This is a genomic window from Variovorax humicola (genome assembly GCF_037889915.1).
GTDB lineage: Bacteria > Pseudomonadota > Gammaproteobacteria > Burkholderiales > Burkholderiaceae_C > Variovorax > Variovorax humicola.
The window spans coordinates 58,965-78,123 of sequence record NZ_JBBKZV010000009.1; the positions used below are offsets into that span (position 1 = coordinate 58,965).

A 19,159-nucleotide genomic window follows, 5' to 3' on the forward strand; every position below is an offset into this window, starting at 1 on the left:
CTGGTCCGACACCGCGGAAATTCCACGTATCTACCCGGCCATTGCATCGCCGAAAGGGCGCAGGTTTCGCAGGTGGTCATGCGGCACCGCCTGGGCGACGAGGTCGGTCGGTCATTTCGCGGACCCTATTGATCAACATCAAGCCCGGGCCCGGCGAAACAGGTGGATGAGCGCTCCGACGCCAGCCAACGTCACCAACGTGCTGAGAAAGTCGATCCCACCCATGTCTTTGAACCGGCTCGTTTGAATGTCCTGGCGCACCGGCTCGGCCGTGGCCCGGGCGAACGGGCTGTAGAGCGCGCCACCAGCGCTACCTTCGCCCTCGGCGCGAGGCGTCGCCAAGGACTCCTTCGACCCGCTATCGACGACCAAGGCGCCGCGGGCACGCTCATCGTTGACGGCTCGCGTCGTCATGGGAAAGGAAGCGGCCCTGGCAGGTTGCACCATTGCGGTGAATGCCGCGAGGGCCAGCGGGATCAGCACGCCGTGTCTCATGCCCTGACTTTCGAATGGGGTGCACTATCGCGACGACACCGGCACGACGTCAAGGTCGTAAGTGACGTTCACATTGATGTTGAAGTCGGGAATTGCCGCCGTGAAGTGCAACAGGTGCTTTCCTGCCTTCAGCCCTTCGATTTTTGCGTAGTAGCCGTCGTCGACGGATGGCGAAAAGACGCCCGGTGGTTGGCCGTGGGGGAGAGGCAGCTGGGGATCGTTGCACGGCTCGACAAAGATGTTGTCCGCGGGCAAGGCGCTCACGAACGGGACCGAAGTCACTCTGCGCGTTCCGCGCAGCGCGATGCTGTCGAGCGTCAAGGTCGTCTTCGTAACCTTATCGATGAAACCTGCGTTGTTGACTCGCATGAACGCAACTGAGTACGGCCCGGTTTGCCCGCAGGCATTTGGCGTATTCACTTGCACGCTGTTCACGATCGGGAAAAAGAGAGTGACACCTTCCGGCACGGAGCAATGGCGCGTGACGGCAGTGAAATCAAATAGTGTCGGGCCGGCGAGAAACCAGATGGACCCTCGTTGTCCAACCATGCAATTGGCGCCTGAGAGATCCTTTAGCGGATTGACGCCTGTCGGTATGGAGAGCGCCCACTGCCACCACTGCGCAGTCAACTCCCGAATTGGTGGATCGTCATCGTCGTCGTTGCCATTGGCGATGCCGATGGCCGGCGCCATCACCATCGATGCGGCCGCGAGGACTTGCAATGCACGTCGGACTCCGTTGTTCATGCTGAACTCCTTTGCGTTGGGGTTGAGGCCGAGCGACCCTCCACGGGGCGCTGCACAGACTTCGTCACAGCGCGATGCACTCGCGCGGTGCGCGTTGCAAGCCGCATCTCGCCTCCCATGACTCACTCTGCTCCCCCACGCCATTTGCGGTCTTCAAAACTTCTCAAATCTTCTATAGGATCACGCACCCCAACGCCGGCCACGAGTTGCCTCGAACAAGCACAGCCCGGCGGCTGCATCACCGCAGCGTGGGCCCTCGGAGGGGAACCTTTGTTACTCGGTCACCGATTCGGCCCGTTCGAAGTCCGTCCTGCGCAACGACTGTTGCTCAAGAACGGCCTGCCGATGGTGATTGGCGCGCGCGCCTTCGATGTGCTCGCCGTGCTGATCGAGCAGCGCGACCGCGTCGTGACCAAGCTCGAACTGTTCGATCGTGCATGGCCCGGCTTGATCGTCGAGGAGAACAATCTCGCGACACAGGTGTCGTCGCTTCGGAAGTTGCTGGGTGCGACCGCCATCGCCACCATTCCGGGTCGCGGCTACCGTTTCGTGGCGCCGGTCGTCGATCGGACAGCGGATGATGAAGCGCCAACCCTGGCAGGCGACATGACGGATGCGTCCTTCGCGCATTTCCCCGGCAACCTCGCCGCCGAGTTACCGCCGCTGTACGGACGCGACGACGACCTGGGCGCGATGCGCGCGTTCATCGATGCCCACAGGCTGGTCACGATCGTCGGCCCCTGCGGTATCGGCAAGACACGCCTGGCCCAAGCAGCGGCCCATTCCTTGCGCCAACGTTTTCGCGACGGGGTTTGGCTGGTCGAACTGGCCCCGTTGGCGGATGGCGCCTTGCTGCCGAGCCGTGTGGCGCTCGCGTTGGGTATCACGCTCAGCGGTATGCGCGAGCCATTCGACGAACTCGTCGCGGCGCTTGAACCTCGGCACATGCTGCTGGTCCTCGACAACTGTGAGTATCTGGCCGCCGGTGTCGCGGCACTGTCACAAGCGCTGCTCGATCGCGCGCCGGGCGCGCGACTGCTGGTGACCAGCCAGTCGCCGCTCGGCCTGCCGGCCGAATGGCTGCTGCGACTGGCGCCGCTAGCGCTGCCGCCGTCGCTGGACGCCGCGCGGGCACTCGACTTCGGCGCTGTGCGGCTGCTCAGCGAGCGCGTGACCGCGCTGGACAGGCACTTCACGCTCGATGCGCACAACATCGCCGCGATGGTCGAGATCTGTCGCCAGCTCGATGGATTGCCGTTGGCGATAGAACTGGCGGCGGCACGCATACCACTGCTCGGTGTGCAAGGCGTGCAGGCTCGCCTCGCACATCGCTTCCAGATCCTCACGTCGGGCCTGTGCTGTCGCCCCGAGCGCCATCGCACGCTGCGCGCCGCGCTCGAGTGGAGCCATGGCCTGCTGTCCCACGAGGAGCGGATCGTGTTTCGGCGACTCGGCATGTTCAGCGGCGCTTGCACGATAGAGGCCGCGATACACATGGCCAGCGATGAGCACCTCGATGAATGGGTCGTGCTCGAGACGCTGGGACGACTCGTCGACAGGTCGCTCGTGGTAGCCGACGAAGGCGAGCGACCATGCTTGCGCCTGCTTCAGAGCATGCGCGCCTACGCGATCGTGAAGCTGGCCGAGGCCGGCGAACTGTTTGCACTTCGACGCCGGCACGCCGAATACTTTGCGGATTCCTCATCGGGCGGGCAAGGCGATGCGCGGACCTCACTTGGCCTTCGCGTGGCGGCCGGGCCGATGCGCAGTTGAAGATGCACGCAACCAACCCTGCACGCGCCCTCGGCCGTTCCTGCGCCTGCTGGCACGGCTGGCATTGGGCATCGCCGCGCTCGGCGCTGCGCTGGTCGCGCCGTCTGGGCCCAAGCCCAAGACGTCTTGCGACTACGACCTCATCGCCAACCCGGCCGAGCCGTTGGCTCCTTGAGCACTGCGACGTCGCGCTGTACCGCATCGAGCTGGGCCTGCGTGCGGAATAGCTGCAGCGTGCCTGCATTATTGCGGCGCGCTCAGGCTACACGCCGGGTGCGAAGCAAAACGCCTGACCTCGACCGAACCGACCGCAAAATCCTGGACATCCTGCAGCGCGATGGCCGCATTTCGATCGCTGAGCCACTGGGCCGGCTCCTGTGCGTCGATCCCACGACGCAAGTCATTCGCGGAAGGCAGGATGTGCCAAAGCGGCCTCGATGGGCACTTGTTCCCTGGCATCGAATGCTGGCATCGCACGCAAGAAGTTGAGCGTTCGAGTCGTCCTGTCTCGCTGGACTACAGGACGTTGAGCGCACAGCGCAGACCCCAACGACGGCGCAGCGCCTCCGATTCCGACGGATCGCGGCGTCCGGGCCCGGTTGACAGGAATGCGAAGGAGCAAAGGACTCAGGGGCTCTGCCTGGCCGTTCAGGGGTACGAATGGCGTGCAAGCGTTGGACTCGGCGACTTTGAACAGGGCGGGCCTCTGAGTAGATGTTGCATCGGCGTTCCAGAACTCAAACAACCAAGGCGGGGTCGACCATTCGGACGCGGTGATCCACGTAGTAGCCCCCGTACTCCGTGTAGCGCAAGAACACGCTGCGGCATGTGCTGCACGCGTACACGTCGCTCCGGTTGAAGGGGAACCACGAGACGGCTATCGGCGCGCCGGCCGACTCGTACCGGGTGCCATCAGGGTGAAATTCCTCGAAAGTGGGTTCATCGATGTCCGGGGGGCGCAGCGTGCCGACCTGCCGCACCCCGGCAGGCCAGCGCTCGTCCGTGATGCTTTCCCAAGATCCCGACTGCAGCACCTTGCAACTGCATTGCAGGGCTTCGGACTTGATCTTCTGCGAACTCAAGTCGCGCAACTTCGCAGCATCTATCATGGATTGGCGTCCGTCTGGTTTCAGTCAGCCACCCATTGTGACGCGCCGCGCTTCTCAGACGGACCCGCGTCAGTTCTTCAAGCCAGGGGTCAGGGCGCGGTACTGCAGTTCGGTGCGGTTCAGCCCGGCCTAGTTCACGATTCCGACCTTGTCGTTTTCAATCTTCACAAGGTAGGTGTTCGGCGTACTTTGCCCGCTTTCGCGCCCTTGCGGCCCGACCTTCTCGAACTTGATCCTGCCCGTCAGGCCGGCTATGTCGATGTCCCACAGCGCGGCGCGAATCTTCTCTGGGTCGGCTGCGCCGGCCTTGGCGATCGCCGCGGCGATCGTGCGGATACCGTCGTAGCCGCGGAAGCCCTCGGTCAGGCCCGCCTTGTCGTAGTTGCGCTTGCTCCACTCCGCGACGAAGGCCCTGGCCGTTGCCGGATCGGCGGACGCGTCGGGCACCCACGGCGCGAACATCATGTTGTGCATGGTGCCGGCGGCGGCCGAGCCTGCGTGCTCGATCAACTGGTCCGGGCTTTGCGAGCCGCCCAACGTGATGATCTGGCGCTTCAGGCCCAGCGATTGAATCTGCTTGAGCACCAAGGTGAGTTGCTCGACGGCGGTCGTCACGAACAACGTGTCGGCATCGGTGCCTTTGAGTTGCGACAGCTGCGAAGTCATGTCCTGCGCCGTGGCGTCCATCGTCACCACGCGGCCGACCTTCACGCCCTTGCCCTCCAGCATGCGTTGAAAGGACTCGGCCGAGCCGCGCCCCCAGTCGTTGTTCACGACCAGCAGGTCCGCCTTCCTGATGTTCAGCGGACCGACATGGCGGGCGAAGCTCTTGGCCTCCATGTCGTTGGTCGGGCAGATGCGGAACACATAGGGATTGCCGGACGTGGTGATCTTGTCGGCCCCCGAAGTTTCGACAACCATCGGCACCTTGTATTCCATCAGCTTGGGCATGGCGGCCAGCGTATAGGTCGAACTCCAGGCGCCGAGGATCACAGGAACCTTGTCGCGCACGATCAGCTTCTCGGTGGCGTTGGCCGCTTCGGTAGGGTTGCTCTTGCTGTCTTCGATGACCAGCTGAACCTTGGCGCCATTGATTCCGCCCTTCGCATTGATCTCGTCGGCAGCGATCCTTGCACCGTCGGTGACGAAGTTTCCGGACGCGGCCACAACGCCGGTGAGCGGCTGGTTGACGCCGATCTTGATGACGTTGGACTGAGCCGCGGCGGCAACGGAAAAACATGCGGCCGCGACGAGCAGATTGAGTTTGAGCCAGCTTTCCTTCATCTTTGTCTCCTTGGGGTGGGTTGATTCGTCCGCTGGGATACGGGCGCATTCAAGCTATCGATCCAGGCAACGCGGGGGCCTCTCAGGGTGTAGCCTGCACTTTCACAAGAATGTCCTTGCCGACGATCCTGACCGGATACACCGCGACCGCCTGGGTGGCCGGCCGGCAAGTGGCAAGGCCCGTGCGTATGTCGAAGCGCGCCTGATGCAGCGGGCATTCGATCTCGCAGCCCTCCAGGTAGCCCTCGGAGAGATGCGCATGCTCGTGCGAGCAGATGTCGTGGGTGGCGTACACCTCGCCTTCGACCCGGTAGAGCGCAATGGGGCGGCCGCCGGCGCGGACGCCGGTGACCTCGCCCTCCGCCACGTCATCCACACCGGCAGCACGCTCCCAATGCGAATCCAGTACTTCATGTTCCATGCCTGACCTCAGATCGGATAGACGATCGAATTCGGGACCAGCTCCCCGTCGAAGACGCAGATGCGCTCCTTGAACTTCATGCGGCCGTTCTCGGTGACGATGGTGTCGATGTAGCGTCCCGTGTTGAACACCTCGGAGAAGGCGTCGAGCTTGGTGCGCAGCACGACATAATTGGCTTGTGCGCGGATTGCTCCGTTTTCGGCACCAAGGATCTTCGGAATACCCACCACGTGGCGCTGCAGGTAGGGCGCGTGGTAGATCGTCTCGTTCATGCCGTACACGCGGTCCTTCAGCATGGCCTTGCTCTCGAGCGCCAGCGCGGACATCTGCATGCCGGCGTCGAAGTTCTCGCGCGACACGACGCGGTACATGCACTCGTCAGTAAAGAAGTCGGGCCATTCTTCGTACCTGGTGTCGTCCACGCACCGGACATAGTCGGTGTACAGGTCTTGAACGGCGAAGCGAATCGTTGCATCCATCGTCAGATCTCCATGACCTTTCGGTAGTACTCGTACATGCCGCGGATCAGGGTCTCCGAGATATGGGTGTCGGTGTCCGCAATCTCACGACCGCCCAGTTCGCACAGGGACTCGGCTTCCAGGTTCTGGGTCATTCCTTCTTCCACCAGGCCGATGATCTCGCTGTCGTCCACCGACACGAATCCGGCCGGACCGAAGAGATTGGCCTGGCGCAGGCGGCGCTGGTTCATCTCCGCCGAATCGTCGGCAAAACCGAGATGGGTCCAGATGTAGTCGAAGTTGCGCGGGCCGCGCGGGATGACCTGGCGCACCGCGACCGAGTTGATCTGCTGCTGCATGATCACGCTCGGAAAGATGCTCTGGATGACAGCTGTCGGACCGTCCCACCAGGCTTCTTCTTCGACGTCGAGAAAGCGGCCGTCGTTGAGCTCCATGTTCTCGCGGTAGCTGCCGATGCCGGAAGTCGCCTCGCCCTTGCCGCCCTGGTTCCGCTTGGTGACCATGGCCGAATGACGATGCTCGGCGTCCATGACGTTCGCCGATTCATTGTCGGCTCGCCACAGGCCGTAGTTGACGAACCAGGTGTGCAGCAGGCCCGGGTGGTAGCAGTCCTTGAGGTTCTCGTGGATCAGCTTCCAGTTGCCCGGCACGCGCTGACGGTTGTAGCCGAGGACCTTCAATTCGCGGCCGTTGAACACACGCTCGAAATACTTGAGCATGGTCGGACCGAGGAACTCCTTGAAGTCCGGCACCTCCGGGTGAAAGCTGGCGAAGATCACGCCGTTGTGCACCGCGACGTGCAGCTTGGTCAAGCCGTGGTTCTCGCGCTTGAAGTCGAGCGGCATGCCGCCCTTGCCCTTGATTCCGCGCAAGAAGGGCACACCCTGCAGGTTGCCCTTGAGGTCATAGCTCCACTGGTGGTACGGGCACACGAAGTCCTTGCGGTTGCCGGAATGCGTCTGGCAGAACTGTGCGCCGCGGTGGGCGCAGCGGTTTTCGACCACGTTGATGCTGCCATCCTCGTCGCGCACCACGATCACGGACCGCTCCCCGATCCAACTGCGCTTGTAGTCGCCGGTGCCGGGTATCTCGGCCGTCAAGGCAACGTAGCTCCAGTGCGGTCCATTGAAGATCCGCTCCTGTTCGCGCCGGTAGATCTCCTCGTCGGTGTAGAGCCAGAACGGCATCCGGGACGAGCCGGGCTCGCGCCACCGGCGCAGAAACGAAATCGGGCGGGTTTCGCTCATCGTGTGATCCTTTCAGTGCTTCGGCACATGCCGGCGTCTGGTCGGCGGGATGGGGGACAAAACTGGATCAGGCCAAGAGCATCGGCATCGCCTGCGCCAGCACGATCGCGCGTTCGGTGTGCGCGCCGTTCAGCGCGAAGCCGCGCAACAGGCCGGCGGTGTCGTGAAACAGCGATTGCACGCCCGCGTCGTCGGACTCGGTGTCCCAGGCGCCGTGCACGCCGATCGGCGGCGGGCACACGATGGATGGACATGCCGGGGTCTTCACGATGACCGGCATCGCCGCATAGCGCACGACCGAGGCGTCGCCCGTGAGATTGGCGGCCACTACCTTGGCGGCCGGTCCGATGGGTGCGATGTACGGCAGCCACAGCCCGTGCACCTCGGCGCAGTCGCCCAGCGCGTAGACGTGCGGGTCGCTGGTGCGCAAGGCGGCATCCACGCTGATGCCGTGCGCCACCGCCAGACCGGCTTCGCGTGCCAGCAGGGTGCGTGGCCGCAGGCCGATCGCGGACAGGACGATATCGGCATCGAAGGACTCCCCATCGGTGCAGCGGATTTGCACCCCTTCATCACGGCCTTCGATGGCCTGCACCCCGGTGCCGAGATGCCACTCGACACCGGCCAGCTGCAGCGCGGCGTGCATGTACACGCCGTTCGGGCTTGGCAGCAGGCGACTGAGCGGCGCGTCGGCGATGTCGATGACCTTGACGTGGAAACCGGCATCCACCAGATCGTTGGCGAATTCGCAGCCGATGAGGCCCGCACCGAGAATGGCGACCACCTTCTTGCCGTTGGCTGCTTCGCGAAAGCGCCGGTAGTCGCAGAGGTCATTGACCGTGAACACATGTGCGAGCGAAGCTGCGTCCAGTGGCATGCGCACCGGCTCCGCGCCCAATGCCAGCACCAGTTTGTCGTAGACCAACTCGCCTTTCGAGGTGTCAAGAGTGCGGGACGCGAGATCGAGACACTCCGCGCGTGCGCCGGTCAGCACCTCGCCTTTGAACTGCACGGCCATGCCCTCGGCGGTGCGTGAACTCAGTTCGGAAACGGGGGCGCCGAGCCGGAAAGCCTCGGACAGTGTGGGCTTCGAATAGAAGTGGCCGTCGTCCGCCGTCACCACCACCAGTCGAGCCGCCCGGTCGCGCTTGCGCACTTCACGAGCGACCGAATAACCGGCGAGTCCGCTACCGACGATGACGATGGACTCCATGCGATTCTCCAGGCGGCAGTACCTATTTCATTCGGTCGGACAGCGTGCTTCGGGCTGTCCTTGGCCAAAATGTAGTAGCCGGCATACCATACGTAAATCGCAAGGAATCGATGCATGGTATTCAAGAAAACAGATATTCTCGATCTGGATCTGAAACTGCTCGTCGCGTTCGAGGCCGTGCTATTGCAGCGCAACGTCACTGCGGCCGCTCAGAGCATCGGGCTGAGCCAGCCCGCGATGAGCACCTGCCTCGGCAAGCTGCGCAAGGTGTTGAACGATCCGCTTTTCGTGCGGACCTCGCGCGGCATGGAGCCCACGCCCTTCGCGACGGATCTCGTGGACCCGATCCGCCATGCGCTGCACCTGATACGCCAGACCCTGAACCGCGACAAGCATTTCGATGCGGCGACGTCGACGCGCACCTTCCGGATCATCATGACGGACATCGGCGAACGAGTCTTCCTGCCTGCGCTGCTGAAGCGCCTGAGCGAAGTAGCGCCGGGCGTGAACCTGCGGACAGTCCAACTGCCGGTGAAGGAAATGCGGGAGGCGCTCGAATCGAGCGAAATGGACCTGGCGGTCGGCTTTATTCCCGACCTGGCGGCAGGCTACTACCAGCAGTTGCTCTTCAAGCGATCCTATGTTTGCGTGGCGCGCGCCGACCATCCGCATATCGGCGATACGCTGAGCCTCAAGCAGTTCCTGGCGGCCTCGCACGCGATCGTGTTGGCGCCCGGGACGGGACACGATGTGGTGGAGCGCGTGCTGATCGAAAAGGGCTACACGCGTCGTGTGGCGCTGCAGGTGACGCATTTTCTGGCGATCCCGCTGATCATTGCCAACTCCGACCTGGTGGTGACCATCCCGGCCATGCTGGCCGAGTCCTATCTGCCGATCAACAACATACGGATACTGCCGTCACCATTGAAGATGCCGGTCTACGACATCAAGCAGTACTGGCACGAGCGCTTTCATGACGATCCGGCCAACCGCTGGCTGCGCGAGACCTTTTATGCTTTGTTCAGGGACTGAGCGACCACGTGCGGCTGGCGGGTACGGCGCGGGCAATCGAAACAATGCGATGGGTGGACAATAGATCCCCGATGGGCGTCGCAGCGTCGGCGCTGTGAAGGATCGCGAGGTGGTGGGCAGGACGGCGCCGCCGGAACGCCGGGCCGTCGAAGCAGATGTCGGTCGCGATCTGCTCCAACCCCGGCCTCCTCGGATCAGGCCGCTTCCAGGAATCTGGGATAGTTGGCTGAACTCGCCCTTGCAATCTTCGATCCGCTACGTACGACCGAAAATCGGCGCTTGATCCGTCACAATTTCAGTTCTGCCTCCTGAACTCCAATGCAACTCAAAACTTTCTCCCTCGTCCCGCTCGTCCTCGCACTCGCCGCGGGCACCATGGTGCCCAACTCGGTGTCCTTTGCGGCCTCCCCTGCCGCCAAGCCTGCAACCCAAAAGAAGCCCACGGCCGACGCGCCTGCCTCGGCGCCAGTTGCTGGACAGACCGCTGTTGCCGGCGGTGCGCCGACTCTCCCCGCAAAGGCGTGGCTGTTGATGGACTTCGACTCTGGCGAGGTGCTCGCCTCGGCCAACCCCGACGAACCGCTGCCGCCCGCGTCGCTGACCAAGATGATGACCAGTTTCCTGGTCGAACAGGCAATTCGCTCGGGCAAGCTCAAGAAGGACGACCTTGTTTCGGTCAGTCAGAACGCCTGGTGCCGTGGCTCGAGCACCGAGTCGTGCATGTACCTGCCGCTCAACAGCCAGGCCACGGTGATCGACATCCTGCGCGGCATCATCATCCAGTCGGGCAATGACGCGTCCAAGGCGATCGCCGAGCATATGGCCGGCTCCGAAGAGGGCTTTGCCAAGCTCATGAATGCCGAAGCAAAGCGCCTCGGGATGACGCACACGCATTTCGTGAACGCGACGGGCCTGCCCGACCCGGAGCACAAGGCGTCTGCGCGGGACCTCGCGATCCTGGCGCGCGCAATCATCCGCGACAGCGCCGACTACTACCCGATCTACGCCGAGCGCGAGTTCAAATACAACGGCATCAAGCAGGGAAATCGCAATGCCCTGCTCTACACCGATCCGACGGTCGACGGACTGAAGACCGGCCACACGCAGGAAGCGGGCTACTGTCTCGTCACTTCGTCCAAGCGCAACGGGATGCGCCTGATCACCGTGATCCTCAACACCAACAGCGCGCAGGCGCGTGCCGACGAGACGCGCGTGCTACTCGGGTGGGGCTTCGGCAATTTCGAGAAGGCCACCCCCATTCAGCCCAACACGGTGGTAACGACTGCCAAAGTCAACTTTGGCAAGGCCGACACTGTTGCCGTGGCTCTGGGTTCGCCATGGACGGTGACCGTGCCGCGCGGCCAGCAAGTGCAGACCTCGGTGCAGGTCAAGCCTGACCTGGAAGCGCCGGTGGCCAAGGGTGCGGTGATCGGCAAGGTGGTCGCCAGCTCGAACGGCAAGCCGGTAGGAGAAGCGCCGCTGCTTGCGCAGGTCGATGTGGAACGCGCGGGCTTCATGCTGCGTATGTGGCAACACGCGCTCAAGTTGATTGGCAAATGAATGATGGCAACACGTGAGGTGCCGTGATCTCGCGTGCTGCCGCGTCGCGTCGTACTTCAGAACGCCCGGTTCCCGGTTGGTAGATGGTGGCGGGACATTCGGGCGCCATTCCTCGACCTATGGGCACGCATGAGCTCGAGGCCGATTTGGCCCAGATGCCGATTGCGAGATGGATGAGCAGCCACGCATGACTCGACACGGTCGGCTTCGGCCGGGTCGAGGGTCTGACAGTCGAGAACTGGATGAGGCAAGCGAAAAACGACATGCAGCATCATGCAGGGACGCGCCGTGTTTCGCGAACGCTCTCAGCCCGACACCACGGCAATTCCACGTATCTGCCCCGCCTTTGCCTCGCCGACAGGCCGCGGGTAGCGCCCTGGCGAGAAGCGGTGCAGCAGCTCGGCCTCGCGGCCACGCGCCATCGCGAGGTTGGCCAGCTTCACGTGCCCGTATCCGCGGATCGTCATCGGCACGGCCGCAATCTGTGCCGCGAGCTTCTGGTTGACCGGTGACAGTTCCGCCATCAACTCGTCGAGACGCGCTTCGAACTGGACGATCAGCGAGCGCTCCAGCCGGCGTTCTTCCGTGTGGCCGAACAGGTCGAAGGCGGTGCCGCGCAAGGCCTTGCCGCGGGCCAGCCATTTCATCGCCGGCAGCATCCAGGCGCCGAGGCGGATCTTGACCGGGGGCTGCCCGTTCTTCGGCCGCGACAGGAACGGCGGCGCCATGTGGAACTCAAGCCGGATGTCGCCCTCGAACTGCTCGGCCAGCTTCTCGCGAAAGCTGCCATCGGTGTAGAGGCGCGCCACTTCGTACTCGTCCTTGTAGCTCATGAGCTTGAGCAGGCTGCGCGCCGCGTTGCGGGTGACCGGCAGGCTCGCATCGCCGCCCGCCAATGCCGACTCGCGTTCGAGCAGGCGGCGAAGGCGCGTTTCATAGCGGCGCGCCCAGGCCTCGTTCTGGTAGCCGGTCAGGCGAGCCACCGCATCCGCAATGAGCGCGCGGGGTGACTCGTCCTGCGGCGCCGACGTGGCGGCGCTGCGCAGCGCCTCGATTGCGCTTGAATTGCCGGCAGCCAGCCGGCCCAGCGAGAAGGCCATCAGGTTCGACGCAACAGCCACGCCGTTGAGTTCGACCGCACGTGTGAGCGATTCGAGCCCGAGAGGGATGAGCCCACGCTGCCATGCAAAGCCCATCGCCAGGACGTTCGATGCCTGCGTGTCTCCCAGGAATTCCTCGGCCAGCGTCTGCGCATCGAAGGTCTCGATCTGCTCGCTGCCTGCGACAAAGCGCATCTTCTCGAGCAGCAGTTCGACCTTCAGGTCGGCATCCGGGTTGCGCAGCGATTCCGCAACCGGAATCTCGTGCGTGTTCGCCAGGATGCGCGTGCGACCGTGGCGTACCGTCTGCAACGCATCGGGCGAGGCGCCGACCACGACGTCGCAGGCGAGGATTGCATCGGCCTGCTGCGTGTCGATGCGCACCTGGTTCAGCCGTTCGGGCCGGTCGGCGAGCCGCACGAAGCTCAGCACCGCGCCGCCCTTCTGCGCAAAGCCCATGAAGTCCAGCACGCTGGCCGACATGCCCTCGAGGTGCGCCGCCATCGCGATCACCGCGCCGACCGTCACGACGCCGGTGCCACCGACGCCGGTGACGAGCAGGTCGTAGGGTGCATCCCACGCGCGCGCAGCGGGCAACGGCAATGCGGACACGTGCTGCAGGAACGCATCACGACCCGCGGCCAGCGCACCGCTCTTCTTGCGCAGCGTGCCGCCGGTGACGCCGACAAAGCTGGGGCAGAAGCCCTTCGCGCAGGAGTAGTCCTTGTTGCAACTCGTCTGGTCGATCTTGCGCTTGCGGCCGAGCCCGGTTTCATGCGGCAGCACCGCGACGCAATTGCTTTGCACCGAGCAGTCGCCGCAGCCTTCGCAGACGGCCTCGTTGATGAACAGGCGCCTGGGCGGATCGGGCATCTCGCCCTTCTTGCGGCGGCGGCGCTTCTCGGCGGCGCAGGTCTGCTCGTAGATCAGCACCGTCACGCCCGGCACTTCGCGCAGGCGCCGCTGCACGGCGTCGAGTTCGCTGCGGTCATGGAACTCTGTGCCTGCCGGGAACTTGCCCTTGATGGCGTCGTACTTGTCGATCGCATCGCTCACGACAACCACCTGCTTCACGCCTTCGGATTCCACCTGGCGCGCAATCGCATCGACACTGATCTCGCCGTCCACCGGTTGCCCGCCGGTCATGGCCACGGCGTCGTTGAACAGGATCTTGTAGGTGAGCGTGGCCTTCGCCGCCACGGCCTGGCGGATCGCGAGGTAGCCCGAGTGGTAGTAGGTGCCGTCGCCGAGGTTCTGGAACACATGCGGCGTGCGCGTGAACATCGAATGCGAGACCCAGTCGACGCCCTCGCCGCCCATCTGGATCAGCCCGGCCGTGCTGCGGTCCATCCAGTTGGCCATGAAGTGGCAACCGATGCCGGCGCGTGCGGTCGACCCCTGCGGAACCCTGGTGCTGGTGTTGTGCGGGCAACCGGCGCAGAAATATGGCAGTCGCTTGACCGAGTCGCCGCCATTGCTCAGCAACTCTGGCGGTGTGAAATCGCGCACGTGCTGGAAGTGGTCGCCGAGATCGGCGTTGTCCGGGAAGTGCACCGACAGCCAATGCGCCACCAGTTCGATCAGCCGCGAGGGCCGCAATTCGCCGAGCGCCGACACCAGCGGCCGGCCGTCGCGATCGTGCTTGCCGACCAGCACCGGCCGCGCATCCGGCGGTGCGTTGTAGAAAAGGTCGCGCAACTGCGTCTCGACGATCGCGCCCTTCTCCTCGATGACGAGGATCTCGTCGAGCCCCTGCGCAAACGCGCGCATGCGCGTCTGCTCGATCGGAAAGCTCAGGCCCACCTTGTAGAGCCGCACCCCCACGCGCGCAAGGCTCTCGGGTGTCACCTCCAGCCGGCGCAGCACCTCCATCAAATCGAAGTGCGCCTTGCCGCAGGTCACGATGCCGACGGTGGCCTGCGCGCTCTCGATGACGTGGCGGTCGATGCTGTTGATGCGCGCGAAGGCGGCCACGGCCTGCAGCTTGTCGACGAGGCGCGATTCGATCTGCAGCGACGGCAGGTCGGGCCAGCGGTAGTGCAGGCCGTCGGCCGGCGCGCGATGGCCGGTGTCGGCACGAACGGTTTCGGCATCGGCCCAGGCCGCGACGCGCGCGTTGACCCGGTCCAGGTCCACGGTGCCCGCGCTCTCCACCACCTCGGACAGCGCGGCCATGCCGACCCATGCGCCGCAGAAGCGCGACAGTTCATAGCCATACAGGCCGAACTCCAGGTACTCGGCCACGCATGCGGGCTGCAGCACCGGCATGCTCCACGCCATGAAGGCATGGTCGCTCTGGTGCGGCATCGAGGACGAAACGCAACCATGGTCATCGCCGGCCACCACCAGCACGCCGCCATGCGGCGACGAACCGTAGGCATTGCCGTGCTTGAGTGCATCGCCGGCGCGGTCGACGCCCGGCCCCTTGCCGTACCACATCGCGAACACGCCCTCGACGGTGCGCTCGGGATCGGACTCCACGCGTTGCGTACCCAGCACCTGCGTGGCCGCGAGTTCCTCGTTGATCGCGGGGACGAAGCGGATGCCCGCATCGTTGAAGCGCGCGCCCGCCTTCCAGATGGCCTGGTCGACCATGCCGAGTGGCGAACCGCGATAGCCGCTGACGAAGCCCTGGGTGTGCAGTCCGCGGGCCCGGTCGCGCTGGCGTTGCATCAGGAGCACGCGCACCAGGGCTTGCGTTCCCGTCAGGTAGATGGCGCCCGAATGGGCCCAGAGGCCGTCCGATAGCTTGTAGTCGGCGCGTTGCAGAGAGAGCGAAGTTGCAGGAGCATTCATGCAGGGATTGTTCTTCGCGGTGGCGAGGAATATCCTCTCCAATGCACCCAAATCTACCCTGCTTTCGAGAATATTTTTCTCAAACCAAGCTATGAACGACGATTCTGTTCCTCTCGACAATCACTCGTTGCAGATCCTCTTCGAATTGCAGCGAGACGCTCGCCAAACTGTCCAGCAGATCGCCGACAAGGTCGGCCTGTCGTCGACGCCGTGCTGGCGCCGCATCAAGGAAATGGAGGCGTCGGGCGTGATCCGTGGCTACACGGTTGTCGTCGATCGCGAGAAGGTCGGCCTCAACCTCGCAGCGGTGACGGAGGTCAATCTCGATCGCCACCATGAATCGAAGGTGCGCGACTTCGAGAAGGCCGTGGAGGCCAGCCCGCAGATCGTGCGCTGCGTGTCGGCGACCGGTCCGGCCGACTACATCCTCACGGTGCTGGTGCCGGACATCAAGCACTACGAGCGCTTCCTGCACACCACCCTGTTCGAACAGGCCGGCGTCACGCACGTGCGCTCGGCGATCGTGCTGCGGGAAGTCAAGCACGGGGGCAGTCTGCCGATCAATCTGGGCGCGACCAGCCGCGCTTGAATTGAAACACCCCCGAAGCGCCTGCGGCGCCTCCCCCTCGAAGGGGGCGCTCCCGGCGGCCCGGCAAAGCCGGTTCCGGGGGTGCCCACGAACAGACCTCGCCGTGCTCGTCCTGGCTCGAGGGGGCGCACCCGGCGGCCCGGCGAAGCCGGGTCCGGGGGCCCACGAACAGACTTTGCCTGCTCGTCCTGGTTTCATGCGTCGCGGGTCACGCGATGCCCTTTTGCTTGAGGAACTGCCGCAGCGCGTTCCCAAGGCTCGTGCCCTCGATCAATGCCGCCGCTGCCAGCGCGATGTAGTTCCACGTCGCGTCCATCCATTCGACCGGATGCAGCAGGTGCTGCACGCCTTCGTAGAACGACACGCCGCCGCCAAGCCCGAAGATCAGCACCGCGACGATCAGTCCCCAGAATTGCCTCACCCGCCGTTTTTGCGCGATGCCGCGCGGGAACTGGAGCAACTGGCCCAGGTGGCGTTGGCGCTTGGCTACCGCCTGGTGCGCCACAGCCTCTGCATCAGCTACGCGGACAACGTGCCGGTCTGGCGCTACTGCGTGATCGCCCCGGACCGAACCCGCTCCACCTCGCCTGCTCGTGTGGCCTCACGAGCTTTCTTGATCAAACGAGGTGCCCCAACGGGCGCACTTGCAGTTGTGTCGCTCGTCGCCCTGCCGGGACTCCCAATGGTCACCTGGATCGCACCTCACCGCTTGGACGACCCCGAGGCCTTCAGGTATTCGCGCACTTTCCTTGCCGAGTTGCCAACCTTGCTGACGGCGAAGCGCAATTCAGCTTCAGTGGTGCCGAACGTGTTGCACCACGTGCGAACCTCGTTCGGCATTTCCAGGGAGATCGGTTTTCGGTCCAATCCTGTCTTGGTGAAATCGTGGTACATCGTGGGCTCCCGACAACTGCGCTCTGGACTAATGCGGCGCATGAAAATTGTCGAGAGCATCTTCCAACTTGGCATCAGAGTTTCCGCGCATATTGCTGACGGCGAATGGCCTACGACCAAAGTTCTCTTCCTGTTCAAAGCGCCAATGACGCGGGAAAGCGGTCGGGCGGAACCCGGCCGCGATATTGGGGGAAAAAGGGAAGCAAGCGTCACCTGTTGGTGGACGGGTCGTGGCATCCCGTTGTCGTTCATCGTGACTGCGGCCAGCGTCAATGACATCACCATGTTCGAAATGTCCAATCTGCGTTCGGCTTGGAGAGCGAATGGGTTCGCCCCATGGCATGGCGGCGCCTTGGCAGCCCGGCGTCAGCTATCGCTGCGGGACAGTCACGCTGTCCATTGACATCCCACAGGCCCTCCAACAAGATGCCCCGGCGCCTGTGGCGGCGCCGAGGAGAAGTTGAAGATGCACGCAAAGAACCCTGCACGCGGCCCTCGGCCGGTCCTGCGCCTGCTGGCGCGGCTGGCATTGGGCATCGCCGCGCTCGGCGCTGCGCTGGTCGCGTCGTCTGGGCCCAAGCCCAAGACGTCTTACGACTACTACCTCACCGGCAACCCGGCCGATGCGGCATCGTCGCAGCCACCGCGCTCGCCCTCGACGCTGCTGATGGGTGGTGGCCTCGACATCGACGCGGCGTTTCGATGGATGATCGACAAGGGCGGCGGCGGCGACTTCGTCGTTATCCGCGCGACCGGCGCCGACGGCTACAACCAATACGTCTATGCGATGGGCGGCGTCGATTCGGTCGAGTCGCTCGTGATCCCTTCGGTCGAGGCGGCCAACGACCCCTTCGTCGTCGACCATGTGCGCAAGGCCGAAGCCCTGTTCATCGCGGGTGGCGACCAGAGCGACTACATCGAGTTCTGGAAGGGCACCGCGCTCGACGACGCGATCCGAGACCTCGTCCGCCGCAACGTGCCGATCGGCGGCACCAGTGCCGGGCTGGCGGTGCTGGGGCAATTCGACTTCGCCGCACTGAAGGGCTCGGTGACCTCGGCCGCCGCATTGGCCAACCCCTACAACCACCGCATGACGCTCGACCGGGATTTCCTCACTGCCGCCGCGATGACCGGCGTCATCACCGACTCGCATCTCGACGAGCGCGACCGCATGGGTCGGCTGCTGGCTTTCCTGGCGCGTCTCACCAACCCCGGCGACGGCTGGATCAGCGTCGACTCAGCGCGCGCCATCGGGGTCGATCCATCGACCGCGGTGGCGATCGACAAGGGCGTCGCAACCCGGGTGGCCGATCGCGACGCGAAAGGCGTCGACCTCGGCGGATCGGTGTACTTCCTGCGGCCGTCTGTCGCGCCGATGGTGTGCGCGCCGCGCCAGCCGCTGACCTTTCGCAACGTGCTGGTCGAGCGGCTGTCGGGCGCGGGGTCGTTCCACGTCAAGAACTGGACCGGCGTCGGCGGCGCGACGACGCGCTACGACCTGTCGGCCGAAGCGGGTGTACTGATCTCTTCGCAGCCGGGAGACGGGATCTACTGAGGGGCGATTCCTTGGCAGCCGCCGTGTCCCCGGTCGCCCCTGCTGGTGCCGCGTGCCGACATGCGCGAGGACCTCGGGGGCCGATTCCAACTTCGAGCCACGCGGCGCTCCACGATGAAGAAGCCTGAATCACCGCCGACCCGACCGCGTTCGATCGAAGCGCTGCGCAAAGCGACAGACGCCTGTCGCGAATGCCCGCTGGGCGCCAATGCAACGCAGTCGGTCATGGGCGAGGGTCCGCTTAACGCGGTGCTGATGGTGGTGGGCGAGCAGCCGGGCGACAAGGAGGATCTGACGGGCCGGCCTTTCGTGGGGCCGGCGGGCGGGCTATTCGATCGCGCCATTGCCGAGCTCGGCTGGAACCGCGAAAGGCTCTATGTCACCAACGCGGTCAAGCACTTCAAATTCGAATTGCGCGGCAAGCGCCGCATGCACAAGACTCCGGCGCAACGCGAGATCGATGCCTGTCACCATTGGCTTGAAGAGGAGATCGCGCGAGTAAAGCCAAAGGCCTTCCTCGCGCTCGGCGCGACCGCTGCGCGCACCCTGCTGCAGCGGCCGGTGGCGGTGATGCGCGAACGGGGGCATTGGCAGGAGGACGTCGCCGGCCGGCGCGTGCTGGTCACGCTGCATCCCTCGGCGCTGCTGCGAGGCGATCCCGAACAGCGTGAGGCCGCATGGGCGAACTGGCTCGAGGATCTGTCGGTCGCGTCAGACTTGCTGTTGTCACGTTGAACATCGCTTCTGCCAGGGCGAGCGCCGTGATTCGATACCTTCGACACCGCCCCACAGGTCCTGCGGCGACTACCCAGGAAGCCATGATGGCTCACGGCCCAAACGCTTGGAATCGCCGACAGAATCGCTA

General features: G+C 64.4%; 18 protein-coding genes. 7 read left to right on the forward strand and 11 right to left on the reverse strand.

Annotated elements, in window-relative coordinates:
* Positions 1-138 precede the first annotated feature (138 nt).
* Positions 139-483, reverse strand: a complete 345-nt coding sequence (locus WKW80_RS16570; protein ID WP_340364666.1) for a hypothetical protein — start codon at positions 481-483, stop codon at positions 139-141.
* Between the two features lie 36 nt (positions 484-519).
* The gene (locus WKW80_RS16575; protein ID WP_340364667.1) at positions 520-1,242 is read right to left on the reverse strand and encodes a hypothetical protein; all 723 of its coding nucleotides are present in this window, start codon (positions 1,240-1,242) and stop codon (positions 520-522) included.
* A 117-nt stretch (positions 1,243-1,359) separates the two neighbouring features.
* Between WKW80_RS16575 and WKW80_RS16580 the strand changes: the two genes are divergently transcribed.
* Together WKW80_RS16580 and WKW80_RS16585 are read left to right on the forward strand one after the other, a co-directional pair.
* On the forward strand, positions 1,360-3,015 hold the full coding sequence (locus WKW80_RS16580) for an ATP-binding protein (RefSeq protein WP_340364668.1): 1,656 nt from the start codon (positions 1,360-1,362) through the stop codon (positions 3,013-3,015).
* Between the two features lie 273 nt (positions 3,016-3,288).
* Positions 3,289-3,504: an AsnC family transcriptional regulator gene (locus WKW80_RS16585; RefSeq protein WP_340364807.1), complete on the forward strand. Its 216-nt coding sequence runs from the start codon at positions 3,289-3,291 to the stop codon at positions 3,502-3,504.
* A gap of 248 nt (positions 3,505-3,752) precedes the next feature.
* Here WKW80_RS16585 and WKW80_RS16590 read toward each other — a convergent pair whose 3' ends face one another.
* The 6 genes from WKW80_RS16590 to WKW80_RS16615 all read right to left on the reverse strand — a co-directional run bounded on the left by WKW80_RS16590 (position 3,753) and on the right by WKW80_RS16615 (position 8,768).
* Positions 3,753-4,124 (reverse strand): hypothetical protein, encoded by a 372-nt coding sequence (locus tag WKW80_RS16590; protein ID WP_340364669.1) that lies wholly within the window; start codon positions 4,122-4,124, stop codon positions 3,753-3,755.
* Between the two features lie 129 nt (positions 4,125-4,253).
* Entirely contained in the window at positions 4,254-5,408 is a 1,155-nt protein-coding gene (locus tag WKW80_RS16595; protein ID WP_340364670.1) for an ABC transporter substrate-binding protein, read from the reverse strand.
* Positions 5,409-5,490: 82 nt separating this feature from the next.
* Positions 5,491-5,829 carry a non-heme iron oxygenase ferredoxin subunit gene (locus tag WKW80_RS16600; protein WP_340364671.1) on the reverse strand — a complete coding sequence of 113 codons (339 nt, stop codon included), beginning with the start codon at positions 5,827-5,829 and terminating at the stop codon, positions 5,491-5,493.
* A gap of 8 nt (positions 5,830-5,837) precedes the next feature.
* Positions 5,838-6,308 carry an aromatic-ring-hydroxylating dioxygenase subunit beta gene (locus WKW80_RS16605; RefSeq protein ID WP_340364672.1) on the reverse strand — a complete coding sequence of 157 codons (471 nt, stop codon included), beginning with the start codon at positions 6,306-6,308 and terminating at the stop codon, positions 5,838-5,840.
* A 2-nt stretch (positions 6,309-6,310) separates the two neighbouring features.
* Complete coding sequence (locus tag WKW80_RS16610; protein ID WP_340364673.1) at positions 6,311-7,555, reverse strand: aromatic ring-hydroxylating oxygenase subunit alpha; 1,245 nt, start codon at positions 7,553-7,555, stop codon at positions 6,311-6,313.
* A 67-nt stretch (positions 7,556-7,622) separates the two neighbouring features.
* Complete coding sequence (locus WKW80_RS16615) at positions 7,623-8,768, reverse strand: NAD(P)/FAD-dependent oxidoreductase (RefSeq protein WP_340364674.1); 1,146 nt, start codon at positions 8,766-8,768, stop codon at positions 7,623-7,625.
* Between the two features lie 114 nt (positions 8,769-8,882).
* Between WKW80_RS16615 and WKW80_RS16620 the strand changes: the two genes are divergently transcribed.
* Together WKW80_RS16620 and WKW80_RS16625 are read left to right on the forward strand one after the other, a co-directional pair.
* The gene (locus tag WKW80_RS16620) at positions 8,883-9,800 is read left to right on the forward strand and encodes a LysR family transcriptional regulator (RefSeq protein ID WP_340364675.1); all 918 of its coding nucleotides are present in this window, start codon (positions 8,883-8,885) and stop codon (positions 9,798-9,800) included.
* A 318-nt stretch (positions 9,801-10,118) separates the two neighbouring features.
* Complete coding sequence (locus WKW80_RS16625) at positions 10,119-11,360, forward strand: D-alanyl-D-alanine carboxypeptidase family protein (RefSeq protein ID WP_340364676.1); 1,242 nt, start codon at positions 10,119-10,121, stop codon at positions 11,358-11,360.
* A 305-nt stretch (positions 11,361-11,665) separates the two neighbouring features.
* On the opposite strand, the gene WKW80_RS16630 is transcribed toward WKW80_RS16625, so the two are convergent.
* A complete protein-coding gene (locus WKW80_RS16630; protein ID WP_340364677.1) occupies positions 11,666-15,256 on the reverse strand; it encodes an indolepyruvate ferredoxin oxidoreductase family protein in 3,591 nt (1,196 codons plus the stop codon).
* 91 nt (positions 15,257-15,347) lie between these two features.
* On the opposite strand from WKW80_RS16630, the gene WKW80_RS16635 reads away from it, so the two are divergent.
* Positions 15,348-15,845: an Lrp/AsnC family transcriptional regulator gene (locus WKW80_RS16635; RefSeq protein WP_340364808.1), complete on the forward strand. Its 498-nt coding sequence runs from the start codon at positions 15,348-15,350 to the stop codon at positions 15,843-15,845.
* A gap of 208 nt (positions 15,846-16,053) precedes the next feature.
* On the opposite strand, the gene WKW80_RS16640 is transcribed toward WKW80_RS16635, so the two are convergent.
* Positions 16,054-16,266: a cation efflux transmembrane domain-containing protein gene (locus WKW80_RS16640; protein ID WP_479694157.1), complete on the reverse strand. Its 213-nt coding sequence runs from the start codon at positions 16,264-16,266 to the stop codon at positions 16,054-16,056.
* Between the two features lie 281 nt (positions 16,267-16,547).
* Entirely contained in the window at positions 16,548-17,024 is a 477-nt protein-coding gene (locus tag WKW80_RS16645; protein WP_340364809.1) for a DUF3606 domain-containing protein, read from the reverse strand.
* Between the two features lie 181 nt (positions 17,025-17,205).
* Between WKW80_RS16645 and WKW80_RS16650 the strand changes: the two genes are divergently transcribed.
* Together WKW80_RS16650 and WKW80_RS16655 are read left to right on the forward strand one after the other, a co-directional pair.
* Entirely contained in the window at positions 17,206-18,294 is a 1,089-nt protein-coding gene (locus WKW80_RS16650) for a cyanophycinase (protein WP_340364679.1), read from the forward strand.
* 60 nt (positions 18,295-18,354) lie between these two features.
* Complete coding sequence (locus WKW80_RS16655) at positions 18,355-19,029, forward strand: UdgX family uracil-DNA binding protein (protein ID WP_340364680.1); 675 nt, start codon at positions 18,355-18,357, stop codon at positions 19,027-19,029.
* Positions 19,030-19,159 lie beyond the last annotated feature (130 nt).